Annotated in this window: 19 protein-coding genes; 13 read left to right on the top strand and 6 right to left on the bottom strand. The window is 41.8% G+C overall.

Features of this window, described 5'->3' with window-relative positions; all coding sequences use genetic code 11:
• Nucleotides 1-42: 42 nt before the first annotated feature.
• Nucleotides 43-1,290, top strand: a complete 1,248-nt coding sequence (pepT, locus tag QE404_RS16035) for a peptidase T (RefSeq protein ID WP_307452177.1) — start codon at nt 43-45, stop codon at nt 1,288-1,290.
• Nucleotides 1,291-1,651: 361 nt separating this feature from the next.
• Nucleotides 1,652-1,939, top strand: a complete 288-nt coding sequence (locus QE404_RS16040) for a hypothetical protein (RefSeq protein WP_307452179.1) — start codon at nt 1,652-1,654, stop codon at nt 1,937-1,939.
• A gap of 68 nt (nt 1,940-2,007) precedes the next feature.
• Here QE404_RS16040 and thiL read toward each other — a convergent pair whose 3' ends face one another.
• Together thiL and QE404_RS16050 are read right to left on the bottom strand one after the other, a co-directional pair.
• Entirely contained in the window at nt 2,008-3,069 is a 1,062-nt protein-coding gene (gene thiL, locus QE404_RS16045; protein WP_307452181.1) for a thiamine-phosphate kinase, read from the bottom strand.
• Between the two features lie 98 nt (nt 3,070-3,167).
• Entirely contained in the window at nt 3,168-3,659 is a 492-nt protein-coding gene (locus tag QE404_RS16050; RefSeq protein WP_307452183.1) for an acyl-CoA thioesterase, read from the bottom strand.
• Nucleotides 3,660-3,874: 215 nt separating this feature from the next.
• Here QE404_RS16050 and QE404_RS16055 point away from each other — a divergent pair, with 215 nt between their 5' ends.
• Nucleotides 3,875-5,098 carry an NAD(P)/FAD-dependent oxidoreductase gene (locus QE404_RS16055; protein ID WP_307452185.1) on the top strand — a complete coding sequence of 408 codons (1,224 nt, stop codon included), beginning with the start codon at nt 3,875-3,877 and terminating at the stop codon, nt 5,096-5,098.
• A gap of 94 nt (nt 5,099-5,192) precedes the next feature.
• Here QE404_RS16055 and QE404_RS16060 read toward each other — a convergent pair whose 3' ends face one another.
• The gene (locus tag QE404_RS16060) at nt 5,193-5,342 is read right to left on the bottom strand and encodes a hypothetical protein (protein WP_307452187.1); all 150 of its coding nucleotides are present in this window, start codon (nt 5,340-5,342) and stop codon (nt 5,193-5,195) included.
• An 89-nt stretch (nt 5,343-5,431) separates the two neighbouring features.
• Here QE404_RS16060 and QE404_RS16065 point away from each other — a divergent pair, with 89 nt between their 5' ends.
• The gene (locus QE404_RS16065) at nt 5,432-6,070 is read left to right on the top strand and encodes a DUF2306 domain-containing protein (protein WP_307452189.1); all 639 of its coding nucleotides are present in this window, start codon (nt 5,432-5,434) and stop codon (nt 6,068-6,070) included.
• The gene (locus QE404_RS16070; RefSeq protein WP_307452191.1) at nt 6,067-6,984 is read left to right on the top strand and encodes a YARHG domain-containing protein; all 918 of its coding nucleotides are present in this window, start codon (nt 6,067-6,069) and stop codon (nt 6,982-6,984) included. Before QE404_RS16065 ends, QE404_RS16070 begins: the two co-directional genes overlap by 4 nt.
• A 6-nt stretch (nt 6,985-6,990) precedes the next feature.
• Here QE404_RS16070 and QE404_RS16075 read toward each other — a convergent pair whose 3' ends face one another.
• From QE404_RS16075 to QE404_RS16085, 3 genes are all read right to left on the bottom strand, one after another.
• Nucleotides 6,991-7,362, bottom strand: a complete 372-nt coding sequence (locus tag QE404_RS16075; RefSeq protein ID WP_307452193.1) for a ribosomal maturation YjgA family protein — start codon at nt 7,360-7,362, stop codon at nt 6,991-6,993.
• An 18-nt stretch (nt 7,363-7,380) separates the two neighbouring features.
• A complete protein-coding gene (gene mutS, locus QE404_RS16080) occupies nt 7,381-9,972 on the bottom strand; it encodes a DNA mismatch repair protein MutS (RefSeq protein ID WP_307452194.1) in 2,592 nt (863 codons plus the stop codon).
• 148 nt (nt 9,973-10,120) lie between these two features.
• Entirely contained in the window at nt 10,121-10,990 is an 870-nt protein-coding gene (locus tag QE404_RS16085; protein ID WP_307452196.1) for a cupin-like domain-containing protein, read from the bottom strand.
• 368 nt (nt 10,991-11,358) lie between these two features.
• Between QE404_RS16085 and QE404_RS16090 the strand changes: the two genes are divergently transcribed.
• The 8 genes from QE404_RS16090 (at nt 11,359) to QE404_RS16125 (ending at nt 18,741) form a co-directional block, all read left to right on the top strand.
• Nucleotides 11,359-12,237, top strand: a complete 879-nt coding sequence (locus QE404_RS16090; RefSeq protein WP_307452197.1) for a bestrophin family protein — start codon at nt 11,359-11,361, stop codon at nt 12,235-12,237.
• A 74-nt stretch (nt 12,238-12,311) separates the two neighbouring features.
• Nucleotides 12,312-12,842 carry an RNA methyltransferase gene (locus QE404_RS16095; RefSeq protein ID WP_307452199.1) on the top strand — a complete coding sequence of 177 codons (531 nt, stop codon included), beginning with the start codon at nt 12,312-12,314 and terminating at the stop codon, nt 12,840-12,842.
• A gap of 186 nt (nt 12,843-13,028) precedes the next feature.
• Nucleotides 13,029-13,679, top strand: a complete 651-nt coding sequence (locus tag QE404_RS16100; RefSeq protein ID WP_307452201.1) for a CBS domain-containing protein — start codon at nt 13,029-13,031, stop codon at nt 13,677-13,679.
• A gap of 1 nt (nt 13,680) precedes the next feature.
• Entirely contained in the window at nt 13,681-14,547 is an 867-nt protein-coding gene (locus QE404_RS16105; RefSeq protein WP_307452203.1) for an NAD kinase, read from the top strand.
• 70 nt (nt 14,548-14,617) lie between these two features.
• Nucleotides 14,618-15,688 carry a class II fructose-bisphosphate aldolase gene (fbaA, locus tag QE404_RS16110; protein ID WP_307452204.1) on the top strand — a complete coding sequence of 357 codons (1,071 nt, stop codon included), beginning with the start codon at nt 14,618-14,620 and terminating at the stop codon, nt 15,686-15,688.
• A gap of 78 nt (nt 15,689-15,766) precedes the next feature.
• On the top strand, nt 15,767-16,621 hold the full coding sequence (gene accD / locus QE404_RS16115; RefSeq protein ID WP_307452205.1) for an acetyl-CoA carboxylase, carboxyltransferase subunit beta: 855 nt from the start codon (nt 15,767-15,769) through the stop codon (nt 16,619-16,621).
• Nucleotides 16,622-16,675: 54 nt separating this feature from the next.
• A complete protein-coding gene (locus tag QE404_RS16120) occupies nt 16,676-17,188 on the top strand; it encodes a DUF6973 domain-containing protein (RefSeq protein WP_307452207.1) in 513 nt (170 codons plus the stop codon).
• A 149-nt stretch (nt 17,189-17,337) separates the two neighbouring features.
• Nucleotides 17,338-18,741 carry a nucleoside recognition domain-containing protein gene (locus tag QE404_RS16125; RefSeq protein ID WP_307452209.1) on the top strand — a complete coding sequence of 468 codons (1,404 nt, stop codon included), beginning with the start codon at nt 17,338-17,340 and terminating at the stop codon, nt 18,739-18,741.

Consider the following 18,741-nt stretch of genomic DNA (forward strand, 5'->3'; position numbering starts at 1 on the left):
GAAAATCAAATTTGCTAACTTTGCTGAAATTTATACCATCAGATGAGTACAATAGAATTCAACCCTTTGTGGAAGGAAAAGTTACTGAACCGTTTTTTAAGCTACGTAAAGATATATTCAACCAGTGATGCAGAAAGTGAAGCAACCCCTTCTACCCCGCAACAGTGGAATATTGCCAAGTATATTGCAGAAGAGCTGAAAACCATAGGCCTTGAAGATGTTTCGATAGATGATAACGGCTATATCATGGGCTATGTTCCGTCTAATCTGGAAAACAGCCAAAAGCCAACAATAGGGTTTATCTCCCATTACGATACTTCACCGGATTTCAGCGGGGAAAATGTCAATCCTCAGGTTTGGGAAAACTATGACGGCAATGACCTGGTCCTTAACCAGACTACCGGATTTACGCTTTCACCGGCTAAATTTGAAAGTTTAAGAAAATATACCGGGCAGACTTTAATTACCACGGACGGAAATACCCTTTTAGGTGCTGATGATAAAGCCGGCTGTGCAGAAATAGTAACGGCTGCTGAATATTTAATCGCGCACCCGGAAATCAAACACGGAAGAATCGCTGTTGGATTTACTCCTGATGAAGAAATCGGAAGAGGAGCCCATAAATTCGATGTAGCAAAATTCGGGGCAGAGTTTGCCTACACCATGGACGGAGGCGAAGTAGGAGAATTGGAATACGAAAACTTCAATGCAGCAGGAGCCGTGGTAAAAATCCACGGGCTGAGTGTTCATCCTGGATATGCATACGGAAAAATGGTGAATGCCGCACTGCTTGCTTCGGAATTTGCGCAGATGCTCCCCGCCAATGAAACTCCCGCTACTACCAAAGGTTTTGATGGTTTTTACCATTTAATGGACCTAAATGCCGATATTTCAGAAGCCAAACTGCAGTATATCATCCGTGACCACGATGCTGATAAGTTCGAGGCCAGAAAGAAATTTATGGAAGAAAAAGTTGCTGAGTTTAATAAGAAGCACGGCGAAGGAACGGCTGAAATTGAGATTAAAGAGCAATACCGGAACATGAAGCAGCAGTTTGAAGGTAAAATGCACATCGTTGATCTTGCTGCCAAAGCGATGAAAGAAGCAGGAATTGAGCCGAAGATTAAAGCCATCCGTGGGGGAACCGACGGAGCGCAGTTATCTTACATGGGACTGCCATGCCCGAATATTTTCGCAGGAGGAATCAATTTCCACGGCCCGTATGAATACGTAGCGCTGGAAAGTATGGAGAAAGCCATGGAGGTAATTTTGAATATTGCCAAAGCATAAACCTTAACATACAGATAGAAAGCCAGCTCGATTGAGCTGGCTTTTGAATTTCAAAAGCAAAAGGAATATTGTAAGCATATTCTCTTATATTTCCTTATTCATTGCAGGAAATCCCCAAAACCAAAAGTAGATAAAGAAGAATGGCTGGCAATAGATTCAGTAAACGAAAAGCAGATTAAAACGTTAAAAAGTCATCAATGGAAATTACGAAAATCCAGGATTGTTGATCAGTACAATGGTTTTTGAACATTTAAATTTCCTTAACAATACAAAATTACTATACATCCAATATTATAAAATATCCCAAATTTTTATAAATTAATGGTCTGATTTTTGAAAATCATTAAAACAAAATTTTACAATGAAAAAGAGATTATATTCAGTTGCTGTGATTCTTTTATTCGGAATCGGCATATCAGCACAAAAAACAAATTCCGTAAAGCAGGAAATAAAAAAAGATGCTAAAACAGTAGGTAAAGCAGCTAAAGATGGCGCAGAATGGACCGGCAAAACAACTGAAAAAGGCTATGACGCTACCAAAAAAGGGGTAACAAACGCAGCAAAATGGACTAAGAAAACAGCCAAGAAGGGAGCAAAAGCAGTAGATAAAACCTATCAGGACGCAAAAGCAGATATTAAAAAAGAGTAATTACAGAAAAAATAAGACATAAAAAACCACCGCCTTTGCAGTGGTTTTTTTACGATATAAAAGGTAACCTATTCTTGCTGATTCCCCAAAAAAGCATCCCAACCCTGCGCAGTTAATGCGACCATTTGGTTAGATCCTCTTGCGACCATAAAATTACCGTCTTCCTTGGTAACGGCATGGCCGATGATGGTAAAATCCGGATGGTTTTTAATTTTATCGAAATCATTCGGGGAAATCGTGAACAGCAGTTCGTAGTCTTCGCCTCCGCTTAAAGCAGACATCACCGGATTCAGGTTAAATTCATCCGCTGTCGTGATCGTCAGGTTGTCCATCGGGATTTTCTCCTCGTATAGCCTGAAACCTACTCCCGACTGATCTGAAAGATGCAAAATTTCTGAAGCCAGGCCGTCTGAAATATCGATCATGGAAGTCGGCCGGATATCCAGCTGTTCCAGAATTCCTTTAACATCTGTTCTCGCCTCCGGCTTCAGCTGGCGTTCAAGAATATAATCATAGCCTTCCATTTCGGGCTGCATATTAGGATCTGCCAAATATACTGCATGTTCCCGCTCCAGGATTTGCAGACCCATGTAGGCTCCTCCCAAATCTCCGGTTACGACCAGCAGGTCATTGGGCTTTGCATTGCTTCTCTTAACCATTTTTTCCCCGTTCTCCATTCCAACAGCGGTAATGCTCATCACAAGCCCGGCATTAGAACTCGTAGTATCGCCACCGATCAGATCTACCTTGTATCTTGCACAAGCTGCCTGAATTCCGGCATAAATTTCTTCTAGCGCTTCCACCGGAAAACGGTTGGAAACAGCAAGGGAAACCAGGATCTGTGCAGGAGTTGCATTCATTGCAGCAATATCGCTGAGGTTTACCACCACTGCTTTATAACCCAAATGTTTCAGCGGCACATATCCCAGATTAAAATGAACACCTTCTGCAAGCATATCCGTAGTAAGGACAATCTTCCTGTTACCCGGATTAACGATTGCCGCATCATCTCCCACACCAAGTTCTGAAGACTCGTTGGATAAAGGAAAATATTGCGTTAAATGTTTAATAAGACCGAATTCGCCCAACTTGGAAATCGGCGTTAATTCCTGTGATTTATCTTCGAACATAATTTATGTATAAGTAATGCGTAATAGGTTAGGTAATGAGCAATAAGTGTTTTGTAATCACCTGGATCATCAGGTATCACTGATCATCCACCATATATTTATTGGAATACCTCCGGATTGATATTATGCGGATGGAAAGGTAATTTTTTGAAATCCTCTCTTGTTAATACTGCGGTTTCCGGAGATTTGTATTTGTTCATGGCTTCTACCACATCATCCGGAGGAGTCGTCATCTTTCTCAGCATCATATCGATCCAGACGCCGGTGGCTTCTGCTGTGGCGCAGTGAATCCCCTCCGGAGTATAAAACTTATGTACAAACCTGTAAATGGAGGAATCATCTGAACATCCATCGATTTCCACACTCACGATAACGGTCTGATCCGCATAGATTTCCTTGAAGAAAGAATACCTTTCATGAAGGATCACGGGCCCTATCCCCCATCTGCTAAGCTGGGTAACCCCCATTTTTTCTTTGGTCATAAAAGCCATCCTGGCCTGTGCGCAGTACTGCACGTAAGATGAATTGGCTAAATGTTTATTGGCATCAAGGTCGCTCCAGCGTACTTCAAAGGTATGGTAGTAAATCATTTAAGATGTATTTAAATATAAAATTTAACTTATCCTGCCGCGAAAAATATTGAACCAATTGCCTTACTTGTTGAAACAACTGAAACTTCATCCCTTTTGCGGCGTCTTTTTTCGATTAAAATCAAAAAATTATATTCATCAAAATTACTCAAATAAGATGGTTTATAAAAATTGTAGTTTTGCAAAAGTAATCTTGCGCATAAGATTAAGAAATCATGAAGAAAATTATCATTATCGGAGGAGGAGCAGCCGGGTTTTTCTGTGCCGCCAACCTGGACGAAAACCAATATCATATCACCATCCTGGAACAGAACTCGGATGTCCTTCAGAAAGTAAAGGTTTCCGGAGGTGGACGCTGCAATGTTACCCATGCCTGCTTTGATCCTAGGGAGCTCGTACAGTTCTATCCCCGTGGGAATAAGGAACTGCTAAGTGTTTTCACTAAATTTCAGCCTGGAGATACCATGGACTGGTTTGAACGCAGGAATGTTCCGCTGAAAATTGAACAGGATAACCGCGTTTTCCCGGAAAGCAATTCTTCACAGAGCATCATTAACGCCATGACGCAGGAGATACAGCAAAAAAATATTGAGGTAAAGACCAAATGTTCAGTAAAGGAAATTGAAAAGCTGGATGCGGCTTATCTGATCAAAACCAGCCTGGGCGATTTTATAGCAGACATTGTCATCTACACAACCGGAAGCTCACCCAAATCACTGAAAATCATTGAAAACCTCGGCCATAAGATTATTGATCTCGTTCCTTCTCTTTTTACGTTCAACATTAAAGATGATCTGCTAAAAGATCTTGCCGGAACGAGTTTTGAAATGGCAGAAACCTCTATTCCGCAGCTGAAAACGGAAGAAAGCGGCCCTCTGCTGATTACCCATTGGGGTCTTTCCGGCCCTGCTATCCTTAAGATATCAGCCTGGGAAGCAATCAGTCTGGCTAAGATGAAATACCATTTTGAAATTGAAGTCAATTTCATTTCAAAACCGATAGACGAAGCAGAAAAAATGTTCATGGATTTCAAGCAGTCCAATCCTAAAAAGACCATTGGACAGTCAAAAATTTTTGATATCACCAACCGTTTCTGGCAAAGGATTTTAGAAGTTTCAAAAATCGATCTCAATAAACAGGTCGCCCATCTCTCGGGGAAAGAAATGCAGACTGTCATTGAAAACCTGTGTAGGAAAAAGATGAAAGTGACGGGAAAATCAACCTTCAAAGATGAGTTTGTTACCGCCGGAGGCATTGACTTAAAGGAAATTAACTTTAAAACCATGACATCAAAGCTGTTGCCGCAATTTTATATCGCAGGAGAGGTTCTGAATATTGATGCAGTGACCGGAGGCTTTAATTTCCAGGCATGCTGGAGCGAAGCATGGCTGATTGCACAGGATCTTAATCTGAAAAGAGACAAACAGATGATAAACTAATAGATCATAGATTTTTAGATGGAAAGCGAGATTATTTAAAGAAATAATTTGTAGCTGCTTTTGGCGTTTAAACTGATCTTAGCCTGATCTATAATTATTGAGTATTTTTCTGCCGGTTGCATAAAAAGGAAGTTATCCTGTTGGTATAGAAACTTATGGCGATGCATTCCTGTGAAATATACTGTTCAGAGCTTTGCGGGTTTTGCCATCCCTTCTCCAAAAGAATTTCATCTGTAGTTGCCATTTTTTATTATATTTAGTTCATATTTTTGCTTACATTTCTGTATGTAAAACAGCTTTAAGACTGCTGTAAAGAATGTTATCTGTAAGACCATGCATACCGTTAGAAAAAATATTTCGGATGTCCTTAAAATCCTTTTGATCCTGGGATTCGGATATTTCTTTTGGCTGATGCTGCAAATTACCCTGGAATATGTTCCGCTGAGAACCGACGTCAGTTTCCTGATGATCAAACAGACGGAAGTGTGGCACCGGCCAGAGTACCTGTGCTTTTTCTATACCCATGTTTATACCAGCATTTTTGTTTTGTTGTCCGGATTTTTAAGTATTATCAGAAGAGATTTCGGGATCAAAAACTTCCATAGGAATGCAGGAAAGGCTTATATTTTCCTGATCCTGCTGCTTGCCGCTCCGTCAGGAATCTATATGGGCATTTTTGCCAATGGAGGGGTTTTTTCGAAAATTGCATTCGTTATGTTGGGTTGTCTGTGGTGGTTTTCCACGTTTAGAGCTTACCGTTTTGCTACACAGAGAAAATTCAGGGAACATAAACAATGGATGTGGCGCAGCTTTGCCTTGACATTATCTGCCGTTACCCTGAGAATGTGGAAGGTAATTATCGTATATTTATGTCACCCAAATCCCATGGACGTTTACCAGATCATCGCATGGCTCGGCTGGGTACCCAATATCTTATTAATTGAATATTTAATCGCAAAAAAACAGATATGAAAAATTTAAAACCAACATTCCTTGCTTTTCTTGCCGTAATGGCTACAGGATGTAAAAAAGAGTCTGAAGGTACCAGTAAACAAAAAGACAGCCTGTCTGCGGCAAAATCTCCTGAAGTTGAGGAGATACATAAAGAATACTACGGCATTTACAGTGGAAACTTTATCGGAAAAGAGAAGATGCTGGATGAAACCGACGGTACGGAATATGAAGGCGAAGTATACAAAAGGATTTCTTTAAAAATCAACCGCATTACCAAAGACAGCGTATACGGACAGAGTATTGTAGACGGCAATCAGCGCCCGTTCAGAGGGGTTTTTAACAGCAGTTCCGAATCATTTATCCTAGATGAACCGGGGAATGATAAAACGGACGGGCGGTTTGAAGTTAAACTTAGTAAAGACAGCCTGAACGGAAAGTGGGATGCCTTTAATAGCAAAGCGGTAAAATCTCCTGTAAAAACGGTAAAGCTTGCGAAAAAAGAATTTGTCTACAACCCGAACTTTATGCTGGATAAGGATTCTGAGCTTATTGACTGGAACAACCCGAAGGAATTTGTTGAAAAATACACGAATGAATCTACCGGTAAAACAGAGAGCTATACCACCCAGAAAAACAGGATTGCCTCTGATGCAGTCTTTACTTTGAACGGCTCCAAACAGAAACTAACTGAAAATGAGCTTAAAAACCTCCGTAAACTGGACCTTGAAATCATCAAAAATTCTATTTTCGCACGGCATGGATACGCTTTTAAGAAACCTACCTTCAGGAACTTCTTTGAGCAGACGCAATGGTACATACCGGTATCAGACAACGTAGACAATGACCTTTCTCCAATGGAAAAAGAAAATGTAGTGCTCCTGAACCGCTTCATTAAGTATGCTGAAGACAAATACGGAACGTTCGGAAGATAGCGGTGCCTAGCTTTTCAGTTTGGCAACCCCATACAGGATCATGCATCCGGCTGCATAGCAGACGATATCAATCCAGGAAAAGGAATTTCCTATAATGATATACATGATACTGCCACGCTCAAAACCCATCCTTTCTGCAATATTGAAGTATTGGGCTGTTTCAATCATGCATGAAAATAAAAAAATGCCCAGGATCAGCCTGACTTCATCCATACAGATGAAACTACGAACGAATGCATACAGCAATATGACAACCAGCACATCTCCCAGGTAGGCCCTGACAAAGAAAATATCTTTTAATATGGTTGCAATAAACACCTCAACCAGAAAGAGAAGGATGGCGGCTATACCATAGCGGTAATTGAACTGTATAGACATACAAAACTACAGAACTGATTATCCTCCAATCATTTTCTTGATTGAATTCAGCTTCATCAAGGCTTCAATCGGAGTTAGGGTGTTGATGTCTATTTTTGTCAGTTCTTCACGGATATTTTCCAGCACCGGGTCATCAAGCTGAAAAAACGAAAGCTGCATATTTTCTTCCGTAACCCTTTTAATGGTATCAGAAGAAGAACTTCCACCCTGGCTCCGGCTTGATTCCAGGGTTTTTAAAATCTCGTTGGCCCGGTTCACCACTTTGGATGGCATCCCGGCGAGTTTGGCGACGTGAATACCAAAGCTGTGCTCACTGCCTCCCGGAACCAATTTTCTTAGGAAAATGATATTCCCTTTATTCTCCTGGATGGAAACATGGAAATTTTTTACCCGCTCAAAATTCACCGTCATTTCATTCAGCTCATGGTAATGGGTGGCAAACAAGGTTTTGGCCTGTGTAGGATGCTGATGGAGGTATTCCGCAATAGCCCATGCGATGGAAACTCCGTCATAAGTAGAGGTTCCGCGTCCGATTTCGTCCAGAAGGATCAGGCTTCTTTCGGAAATATTGTTAAGTATATTGGCTGCTTCATTCATCTCCACCATGAAAGTCGATTCTCCGGCAGAAATATTATCCGTAGCCCCTACTCTGGTAAAGATCTTATCTAAAATCCCGATCTCAGCATGTTTTGCCGGAACAAAGCTGCCAATCTGGGCCAGTAAGCAGACAATAGCCGTCTGGCGGAGGATGGCTGATTTACCGGCCATGTTCGGACCGGTCACCATGATGATCTGTTGGGTGTCCTTATCCAGGAAAATGTCGTTCGGAATATATTTTTCACCCAGAGGAAGTGCATTTTCAATAATCGGGTGCCGGGCTTCTTTCAGGTCGATGGCAAAACTCTCGTTCAATACTGGTCTTGTATAACTTTCCGACACGGCCAATTCCGAAAAGCCTACGGCAACATCGAGTTGTGCGATGATGCCTGAGTTTTCCTGAATCTGGTCGATATATACCATAGTCTCAGAGCACACATTTCTGTACAGCTCATTTTCCAGCACGCCTATTTTTTCTTCTGCTCCGAGGATTTGGTTTTCGTATTCTTTCAGCTCTTCGGTAATATATCGTTCTGCATTCACCAGCGTCTGTTTTCTTACCCAGTCATCCGGAACTTTGTCCTTATGGGTATTCCGTACTTCAATATAATATCCGAAAACATTGTTGAAATCAATTTTAAGGCTGGTAATTCCTGTGCGCTCTACTTCACGTTGGCACATTTCGTCCAGGAAGCCGCGTCCCTTGCTCTGGAGGTTTCTCAGGCGGTCAAGCTCTTCAGAAATACCTTCCTTGAGGATATTGCCTTTCGCGATGCTTACCGGCAGTTCTTCATTAAGGTGGTTCTGCAGGAAAACAATCAGTTGTTCAAGGTCATACAAAGGCTCCAGCCATGCTAATACATCTGCATGCGGATGCAGAAGCCCTTTTATTTTATGAATGTTGATCAGGCTCTGGCGGAGGTAACCCAATTCTTTGGGGGAAAGCTTTTCAGCAGCCAGTTTTCCCATGAGCCTGTCCAGGTCGGAAATCGATTTCAGCAATTGCCCTATTTCATACTTAAGCTGGTCGTGCTCATTCAGGAAGTCGATCAGTGCAAGTCTTCTGCTGATCTCATTCACGGATTTCAGCGGAAGGATGATCCTTCTTCTGAGCAGCCTCCCACCCATAGGAGTACAGGTTTTGTCTATAATATCCAGCAGGGATTTTCCCTGGGGATGGCTCGGGTATACGATTTCAAGATTCCTCAGTGTGAAGTGGTCCATCATCAGGTAATCATCCTGAGGGATGATACAGATTTTGGTGATGTGTGAAAGCAGGTTGTGGTGGGTATCCTCTACCAGATACGCAAATATCGCCCCGGCAGCCGTGATGGCCAGTGGCAGGTGATCTACACCAAACCCTTTCAGCGACTGGGTTTTAAAGTGGTTGGTCAGCTTTTCATAGGCAAAAGCATGCTGATAGGCCCAGTCTTCAAGCTTAAAAGCGCTTCTGTTTTTCAGCTGGTCCGGCATCTGGACACTGCGCTGGTAAATAATCTCGCTGGGATCGAATGTATTGACAATATGGAGCAGTTTATCAAGGTTGCCCTCGCTTACCAGAAATTCCCCGGTAGAGACATCCACAAGGGCGATGCCATATTTCTCTTTCTCTTTATGAAGAGAAAGCAGAAAATTATTCTTTTTGGAATTCAGGACCTGGTCGTTAAAGGTAACTCCTGGCGTTACCAATTCCGTCACTCCCCTTTTGACAATGCCTTTAACCATTTTGGGATCTTCCAGCTGATCACAGATGGCTACCCTCATTCCTGCTCTGACGAGTTTTGGAAGATAGGAATCTATAGAATGGTGGGGAAATCCTGCCAGTTCTACGTGGCCTTCGCCATTATTTCTTTTGGTTAAAACAATTCCCAGAATCTGGGAGGTTTTAACGGCATCCTGTCCGAAAGTTTCGTAGAAATCCCCTACCCTGAACAGCAGAAGTGCATCAGGATATTTTGCCTTGATGGTATTGTATTGCGTCATGAGCGGGGTCTCTTTCTTCGTTTTTGCCATTAAAATCTGTCTTAAAATTGGGACGGTAAAAGTATGAAATAAAATAAAAGCAGTAAAGGCTTTGCCCAAACTAGTTCATGCTCCGTAATGAACAGGCCTTTTGCAGCAGTATACTCATTGTATCCGTAAAAAATTTGATCAGCAGGATTTATATAAAATGTTTTTTCAGTGCCTCGGAGCTCTTCTGATGTGCCCACTGCTGTTTGTAATTTACCCATCTTGCCTTAAAGATCCTGCGCATCAGTTTATCCGTATATCTCATGATGAAAACATGGTAAAGCATATTAAAGAAAACACCCGGCCGATGCGGAAGCGCCCTGAGCGACATGGAAAAACCAGGCTCTAAATACCGGTTAAAATGCCAGAATCCTCCGGGAATAAACAAAGCATCTCCGTGCTCCATAAAAATCTCAAAGCCTTTAGCATGTTTAAGAGCGGGAAATTTTTCATAATCCGGATTTTCGTAATCGAGATCATAAACGGTATGTACAGAAAGCGGTACCTTATATAAAAATGCAGACTGTTTCTGGTCAAATAACAGAATCCTCTTCTTTCCCTGAAAATGAATATGGATAAAATCTCCAAGATCTACATCATAATGCATGAGCACATGGGCTTCGCTTCCTCCGAAGAACAGGGTCGGCAGACGCTTAAAAAATTTCATTCCGAGATCGGGATACGTAAAGTTCTTGAGCAGTTCCGGCAGGCGGTCTGTAATGATATAAAAGAAGATACGCAGGTCTGATGGTTTACTTGTAATGGTGTCTATATAATCACGCATCTTCATATGCGTTACAGGAGCATCGGAACTCTTGGAAGCATCAGCGGGTTTGTTATCATACAGGGGAACTTCCTGATCTCCTGCCTTTTCACGGATGAAATCAAAGTTCCACTGATCGAAAGCGTCCCATCTGCTTGCAAAATTCTTGATCAGAAGCGGCTTATGCCTTTTAAAATAATTTTTCTGGAAATCTTCTTTACTGATATCGGTTACGGTATCTACATTTTCAAGGATCATTTGGTGTTATTTTTAATGCGAATAAAAATACAGTTTTTTTGAATTTCAGAAAAATTTTCATCCTGAAATCACTTATCATCTGTCATCGCACTAGATGAGCCTCAATGAAAAGCATACCATACAACCGTTATGATTCCGCAAAAAAACAGCACCGCACAGCCCTGCGGACCCTTAAACCTGGTTTTCCTCCTGCCTAATGAGCTTACATAATGTCCGCTGACCCATTTTCCGCTTTTCCTGAAATGACCTTTTCTATAATATCCCATCTTTTTTATGCAAAGAAAAAGAAGAACGGCTTCTATATTTTACGGCTTTCCGTAAGACGGATATATCATGAAATCATTTATATTTGTACACGAACAACTATTATGAGGGCTTATAACACCAAGAATTTCCTGAAAATCCTGTTCAGCTTACACAAAAGCGACACCCTGAAAATATTGTTTCCTACAATGATTCTCGTAGGGTTGTATTCTTACGGAATCGCTTATCTGGAACTGGAGTACCTGCATCTTAACTCAAAATCCAAGGTAAGCAATGTAGGACTCATCCATTCCTTGTTGGGCTTTGTGCTTTCGCTTTTATTGGTATTCAGGACGAATACGGCGTATGACCGTTGGTGGGAGGGTCGTAAACTATGGGGGAAACTGGTTAATGATACCCGAAATTTTGCTATTAAAGTAACGATCCTGCTGGAAGGGAATACTAAAGACATCCACCAGATTGCTAGATACCTGAAATTTTTCCCGCACTTTCTGGCGAAACACCTGTCTAAGGAATCTACCAGATTGGCCCTGGATGAAGATTATTCGGAAATCGAAAAATCCCTAAAGCAACATGGCCCCAGTGAAATCATCACACTGCTGTCACACAAGCTGCATCAGCTGAAAAAGGACGGTAAGATTTCGGATGTTGAAATGATCTATCTCGATACCCAGCTTTCAGGCTTCCTCGACGTCTGTGGCGCCTGTGAGCGGATTAAAAATACACCCATTCCCTATTCTTATTCTTCATTTGTGAAGAAGTTCATCATCCTGTATGTCCTTGCCCTGCCCGTAGCATACGTTATTAATATTGGCATGTTCATGATTCCGCTGACCGTTTTTGTATATTACGTCCTGATGAGCCTTGAGCTGATTGCAGAAGAAATTGAAGATCCTTTTAACAATGATGAAAATGATATCCCAATGGAAACCATTGCACAAAATATTGAAAAAAACGTCCATCAGATTATGGACACAAAATAATCTGCTGTAAAATCCGATTTACTTATAGAATCGTACATAAATATAAACCACGCATAAAAAAAGAGACAAATACTTTGGTACAGAAATTAAAGCTGGAGGAGCTGAACAGGATTGATGTAGAGACCTTCAAAAAAACGGATAAGATTCCGTTGACCGTTATTTTAGATAATATCAGGAGTATGCACAATGTAGGAGCCACATTCAGAACTGCTGACGCCTTCCTTATTGAAAAAATCATCCTTTGCGGCATCACTCCGCAGCCGCCGCACCGGGAGATCCATAAAGCGGCTCTGGGTGCTACGGAAAGTGTAGACTGGTCATATGAAAAGAATACCGTAACAGCAGTTAATGATTTAAAAAGCGCAGGTTACCGCATCATAGGAGTGGAACAGACGACCAATAGCCTGGAGATTTCTGATTTTGAGATTGAAAAGAAACAAAAATATGCGGTGGTTTTAGGAAACGAAGTAGATGGCATCAGTGATGATGCCCTTCAGCATATGGATTCGTTTATCGAGATTCCGCAGCTGGGAACGAAGCATTCACTTAATGTAAGTGTGTGCGGGGGGATTGTTATGTGGGAATTTGCCAAGGCCTTAAAATAAAAAACTGCATATGTCTTTTTGACAGTGCAGTTTGAAATAAATCTAATAAAAAGTAAAAATGAAAGGCTACAAAGGTAATTCTTTTTTCATCACAAACAAATTTTAAAAAGGCTTTTTTTTCGTTGGTAAGAAAAAAAAGTCATGGGTCCGGAAATAATTTTATTTTATTTTTTATAAATTAGCATCATGTTTATCAAGGATTATATCTCAAAAGATTTCCCGTGTTTCAACCTCACTGATTCTATTGAATCGGCAAGAAATACATTAGAGGACTTCGGATATTCCCATATTTTCATTAAAAAATCCAATCTTTTTTACGGTGCCATTGCACAGGATTTCCTGTATGAGGAAGACGGCCTCCTGAAAGACCTGGAACACCAGATTGAGCGGTTTGCGATCCTTGAAGATCATAATATCATGGATAGCATTCGCTTATTTCACACATTCAGTGCGAATGTAATCCCGGTGATCAACAAAAATGAGAAATACCTGGGATACATCTGCTGTGACGATATTTTCCAGGACCTGTCCAAATATCCACTGTTTTCAGAATCCGGAGCTATCCTTACGGTAGAAACCCCGGCAAGGAAATATTCCATGACGGAAATTGCCAATATTGTGGAAAGCAATAATTCCAAGTTTTACGGTGGATTTATCAGCTTTATGTCTGACGAGGTCATTCATGTCACCATTAAGATCAGCAACGAAAACCTGTCTTCAGTGGATGCTACTTTTGACAGGTATGATTACAGGATCGTAGAAAAGTATTATTCCGACGATAAATCGGATCTCTTTAAGGACCGGTTCGGATTTTTCCAAAAATTTATAGAAATATAGCATGAAGGCAGCCATATACTCTCAGAAAAAAGATCTTGATACTTTTTTATATCTGAGCAAGTTTATTTCAGAACTTGAAAACAGAGGGGTAAAATCAGTTTTATATGATGAAATGGCTGAAGCACTTCAGTTCTCGAAAATCTTTGAGACATTCAACGGCAAACAGGACCTTATTGATAAGGAGGTAGACCTATTTTTCACATTCGGGGGCGATGGTACCATCGTAAATTCCCTTATTTTCGTGGAAGATCTTGAGATTCCGATTGTGGGAGTTAATACCGGCCGGCTCGGTTTCCTGGCAAGCTTCACTAAAGAAGAGGCATTCAATGAGCTGGATTCCATTCTGAAAGGCAACGTGAAAACCAGCAGAAGAGCGGTTATTCAGGTGATCTCCGAGGGACTTGAAGGTTTTTTCCCGTATGCGCTGAATGATGTTACCATTTCCAGGAAGGAAACGACCTCCATGATTACCGTGGATTCATACATCAATAATGAATTCCTCAATGTTTTCTGGGGAGATGGAGTCATTATATCAACACCTACCGGTTCAACAGCATATTCTTTAAGCTGCGGGGGACCGATTATTTCTCCCAATAACGAAAATTTCGTCATCACTCCGATTGCACCCCACAACCTGAATGTGAGGCCACTGATTGTTAATGATAAGGTGGAAATTAAATTCAGAGTGGAAAGCCGTGTGCCTCAATACTCTCTTTCCCTGGATTCCAGGCTGATCCATATAGAAACGGATAAGGAGATCATCATTAAGAAAGCAGCATTCCAGATTCTCCTGGTGCAGCCGAACAACCTGAGCTTTTATGAAACCATCCGCCAGAAGCTGCTTTGGGGAAGAGATAAAAGAAATTAGTAATTCATCAAAAATTAGTACCTTTACAAGGTTTATTTAAATACATAATACATTCATTAAAAATTAAGATATGAGCAGAATTTTCCCGGCAGGAGTTGCCACAGGACAGCTAGTGACAGATATTTTCCAGCATGCCAAAGAAAACAGGTTTGCATTGCCTGCTGTAAACGTTATCGGATCCAGCAACGTAAATGCAGTTATGGAAACCGCTGCAAGACTGAACTCTCCTGTTATCATCCAGTTTTCTAATGGCGGATCTGCTTTCAATGCAGGAAAAGGATTGAGCAATGAAGGGCAGAAAGCGGCCATTCTGGGTGCAATTGCCGGCGCGAAACATATCCATACTTTAGCTGAAGCTTACGGAGCAACTGTTATTTTACATACAGACCACTGTGCCAAGAAACTGCTTCCTTGGATCGACGGGCTGATGGAGGCAAATGAAGACTACTTCAGACAAACCGGAAAATCATTGTATTCCTCCCATATGCTTGACCTTTCAGAAGAATCTCTGGAGGAAAACCTTGAAACCTCTGCGAAGTATTTTGAAAGAATGGCTAAAATGCAGATGACCCTGGAAGTGGAAATCGGCGTTACCGGAGGAGAAGAAGACGGAGTGGACAACTCTGATGTAGACAACTCCAAGCTGTATACTCAGCCGGAAGATGTTGCCTATACCTATGAAAAGCTAAAAGCCATTTCCGAGAATTTCACGATTGCGGCAGCTTTCGGAAACGTGCATGGGGTTTACAAACCTGGGAATGTGGTACTGACCCCGAAAATCCTTGACAATTCTCAGAAATATGTTCAGGAAAAGTTCGGAACGGCTGCCAAACCGGTAAATTTTGTATTCCATGGAGGATCAGGTTCTACTATCGAGGAGATCAGGGAAGCTATCGACTACGGAGTAATCAAAATGAATATTGATACCGACCTTCAGTTTGCCTATACAGAGGGGATCAGAGATTATATGGTAGACCATATCGACTACCTGAGATCCCAGATCGGAAACCCTGAAGGAGAAGAAAAGCCTAACAAAAAGTTCTATGATCCTAGAGTATGGGTGAGAAAAGGAGAAGAAACTTTCTCTGCAAGACTGGTTAAGGCATTTGAAGATTTAAATAACGTCAACACTTTAAAATAAGAAACTGTAAATGTATTCATGCAAAGGAAACCATACCCCGCATGAATACATTTTACATTATACATTAATACAAGCACAATGGCATTCGACTGGTTTAAAAGAAAAGCACAGAATATTACTACTTCTACTGATGAAAAGAAGGATGTTCCCAAAGGCCTTTGGCATCAGACACCATCCGGAAAGATCGTGGAGCATGATGAGCTGAGAAGAAACAACTATGTTTCTCCGGAAGACGGATTTCATGTAAGAATCGGCAGTGCGGAATTTTTCGATATTCTTTTCGATGAAGGAAAATTCACTGAACTCGATGCAAATGTTGAGAGTATTGATATCCTGAACTTTAAAGATACCAAGCCTTACGCAGACCGTCTGAAAGAGGTAAAAGCTAAAACAAAGCTTACTGACTCCATCAGAAATGCCGTAGGAACCGTAAAAGGAACTGAGATGGTGGTTTCCTGTATGGATTTCGCTTTCATCGGAGGATCTCTAGGATCTGTGATGGGTGAAAAGATCAGAAGAGCGGTAGATTACTGTATAGAGAAGAAACTTCCGTACATGATCATCTGCCAGTCAGGAGGTGCCAGAATGCAGGAAGCGACTTATTCCCTGATGCAGCTGGCTAAAGTGCAGGCTAAACTTGCACAGCTTTCAGAGGCCGGGCTTCTCTACATCGCTTATCTTTGTGACCCTACTTTCGGAGGTATTACAGCATCATTCGCCATGACAGCCGATATTATCATGGCTGAGCCGGGAGCACTGATTGGGTTTGCCGGCCCTAGGGTAATCCGTGAGACCATCGGAAGAGACCTTCCGGAAGGCTTCCAGACTTCGGAATTCCTTCAGGAAAAAGGTTTCGTTGATTTTATCGTCAAGAGAACAGAAATTAAAGATGTGGTATCCAAAACAGTCAATCTGTTAACAGTACATGCATAAAACTAATTAAGATATTTTTGAATCTCTCTCATACCGGGAGAGATTTTTTTATCTATGAGGACCTTCAGTATATTTTTCAATACCATCCGGAGCATGAGCCTTAAAAAGATCTTCCGTCTTTTGTCTCTTGTGCTGCCGCACCCTTTATTCTCCATACTCAGCTTTTATGCTACCATTAAAGCGTATAGCATCGCTCAGAAAAAGTTCCCGAAAACCGCCTCAAATAATGGCATCGGAAATTCCTTCAGGCATGCTTTATGGTGCTGCCTGATCATGATGTACTGCTGTAAAATATCCTCGCCTGAAAAAGCCCTGAAATTCTGCAAAAGAATTACGGATCTGCACGAGGAGCTTTTTCCGAATAAACCTCTGGAAACCAAAATGGACCTCCATAACAACAAAATCGGAATGGATTACTTCATGGAACTCCTCCCCGGAACCCATCGCCAGTTCTTCGAGAAAAGCTTTTTTATAGACGGTCTGGAAAAGAAAATGAAGGACGCCAAAGTGCTGAAAAGCCTGGATGATGAGTTTGATGGTTTCCTGGTGTATCTGGATGAGGAATAGGTTGATAATTGTGAATAGTCAATTCGCTCTGCTAGTCAATGTTGCTCCGCAAGTGAATTTTAAGACGTATTATAAATTTACCATTGATGACGGCATCCTTTGTAATCTGAAGTTTTTTTGATAAGTTTAACCCAACATAATTCAATCCGATGGTTCTCAGCAGAATTTGGTCCGCATTTATCATAGTAGCTATTGCTATCGCAAGTATAAAATACATTTCATCAGACCACTACAAAACTATTTTCAATGATATGGTGGTAGGGAAAGGCGGTGATACGGTACAGATTGCAACACAGAAAATGAGTGCCCTCTCTCCTGTAGTACGCGACAGCCTGATGAGAAAGCCGGATTTTGCAGACAGCAGGATCCATTATAAGACCGATTCTGTAAAACAGGATGTAAAAGTATACCGGGTACAGGAAGCTGATGGTGTAATCGGCACCTCTGAAACAGCCGTAAAAATATGCCTTGGGCTGGTTGGTATCATGACCCTGTTCATGGGTTTTATGAGCATTGCGGAAAAGGCAGGAGGGATTAATCTTCTCAGCCGGCTGATTCAGCCATTCTTTTCAAAGCTTTTTCCTGAAATCCCCAAAAACCACCCTGCCTTCGGGCACATGCTGATGAACTTCAGTGCCAATCTTCTTGGGTTGGACAATGCGGCCACTCCTTTCGGATTAAAGGCTATGGAGAGCCTCCAGTCGCTGAATACCAACAAAGATACGGCCAGCAATTCCCAGATCATGTTCCTCTGCCTGCATGCAGGAGGTATGACCCTTATTCCCGTTTCCATTATTGCCATCAGGGCATCCATGGGCTCCAAAACGCCTACAGATATATTCCTTCCGTGCATGATCGCCACTTTTACGGCAACACTTGCTGCTATGGTGATTGTTTCCGCATACCAGAAAATCAATCTCCTGAGGCCTGTCGTCATTGCCTATGTAGGGGGTATTTCAGCAATTATTGCCCTGCTGGTGCTGTATTTGGTACAGCTAAGTAAAGACGAGCTTGATGGTTTCAGCAAAGTGGTGAGCAATGGCCTTATTCTGTTTATTTTCCTGGCCATTGTCCTGGGCGCCACCTACAAGAAGATCAATATTTTTGATGCTTTTATCGATGGCGCAAAAGAAGGTTTCTGGACCTGCGTTAAAATCATCCCATACCTAGTCGGAATGCTGATTGCAATTTCCCTGCTGAGGACTTCCGGCGTTTTTGATGTGATCATTGACGGGATGAAATGGGTGGCCAATGCGGCCAATGTGGATCCAAGGTTTGTTGACGGACTGCCGACTGCTCTGATTAAGCCGTTATCCGGTTCAGGAGCCCGGGGAATGATGGTGGATACCATGAGTACTTTCGGTGCCGACAGCTTCCAGGGCAAACTGGCAGCCGTTCTCCAGGGAAGCTCAGATACGACGTTTTACGTTATTGCCGTATATTTTGGGGCTGTAGCTGTAAAAAACACCCGATACACGGTTGTTGCCATGCTTCTGGCGGATCTCGTTGGGATTATCACTTCCATTGCGCTGGCTTATTTATTTTTTGCGTGA

The organism is Chryseobacterium camelliae (genome assembly GCF_030818575.1).
Classification (GTDB): domain Bacteria; phylum Bacteroidota; class Bacteroidia; order Flavobacteriales; family Weeksellaceae; genus Chryseobacterium; species Chryseobacterium camelliae_A.

Excerpts from the sequence above, each read along its gene's own strand:
- QE404_RS16090 (WP_307452197.1), top strand. The coding sequence starts at position 11,359 with ATGAGGGCTTATAACACCAAGAATTTCCTGAAAATCCTGTTCAGCTTA.
- QE404_RS16060 (WP_307452187.1), bottom strand. The coding sequence starts at position 5,342 with ATGGCAACTACAGATGAAATTCTTTTGGAGAAGGGATGGCAAAACCCG.
- QE404_RS16120 (WP_307452207.1), top strand. The coding sequence starts at position 16,676 with ATGAGGACCTTCAGTATATTTTTCAATACCATCCGGAGCATGAGCCTT.
- QE404_RS16070 (WP_307452191.1), top strand. The coding sequence starts at position 6,067 with ATGAAAAATTTAAAACCAACATTCCTTGCTTTTCTTGCCGTAATGGCT.
- QE404_RS16065 (WP_307452189.1), top strand. The coding sequence starts at position 5,432 with ATGCATACCGTTAGAAAAAATATTTCGGATGTCCTTAAAATCCTTTTG.
- pepT (WP_307452177.1), top strand. The coding sequence starts at position 43 with ATGAGTACAATAGAATTCAACCCTTTGTGGAAGGAAAAGTTACTGAAC.
- thiL (WP_307452181.1), bottom strand. The coding sequence starts at position 3,069 with ATGTTCGAAGATAAATCACAGGAATTAACGCCGATTTCCAAGTTGGGC.
- QE404_RS16085 (WP_307452196.1), bottom strand. The coding sequence starts at position 10,990 with ATGATCCTTGAAAATGTAGATACCGTAACCGATATCAGTAAAGAAGAT.
- QE404_RS16055 (WP_307452185.1), top strand. The coding sequence starts at position 3,875 with ATGAAGAAAATTATCATTATCGGAGGAGGAGCAGCCGGGTTTTTCTGT.
- QE404_RS16050 (WP_307452183.1), bottom strand. The coding sequence starts at position 3,659 with ATGATTTACTACCATACCTTTGAAGTACGCTGGAGCGACCTTGATGCC.
- QE404_RS16105 (WP_307452203.1), top strand. The coding sequence starts at position 13,681 with ATGAAGGCAGCCATATACTCTCAGAAAAAAGATCTTGATACTTTTTTA.
- QE404_RS16075 (WP_307452193.1), bottom strand. The coding sequence starts at position 7,362 with ATGTCTATACAGTTCAATTACCGCTATGGTATAGCCGCCATCCTTCTC.
- QE404_RS16125 (WP_307452209.1), top strand. The coding sequence starts at position 17,338 with ATGGTTCTCAGCAGAATTTGGTCCGCATTTATCATAGTAGCTATTGCT.
- QE404_RS16040 (WP_307452179.1), top strand. The coding sequence starts at position 1,652 with ATGAAAAAGAGATTATATTCAGTTGCTGTGATTCTTTTATTCGGAATC.
- mutS (WP_307452194.1), bottom strand. The coding sequence starts at position 9,972 with ATGGCAAAAACGAAGAAAGAGACCCCGCTCATGACGCAATACAATACC.
- QE404_RS16100 (WP_307452201.1), top strand. The coding sequence starts at position 13,029 with ATGTTTATCAAGGATTATATCTCAAAAGATTTCCCGTGTTTCAACCTC.
- accD (WP_307452205.1), top strand. The coding sequence starts at position 15,767 with ATGGCATTCGACTGGTTTAAAAGAAAAGCACAGAATATTACTACTTCT.
- fbaA (WP_307452204.1), top strand. The coding sequence starts at position 14,618 with ATGAGCAGAATTTTCCCGGCAGGAGTTGCCACAGGACAGCTAGTGACA.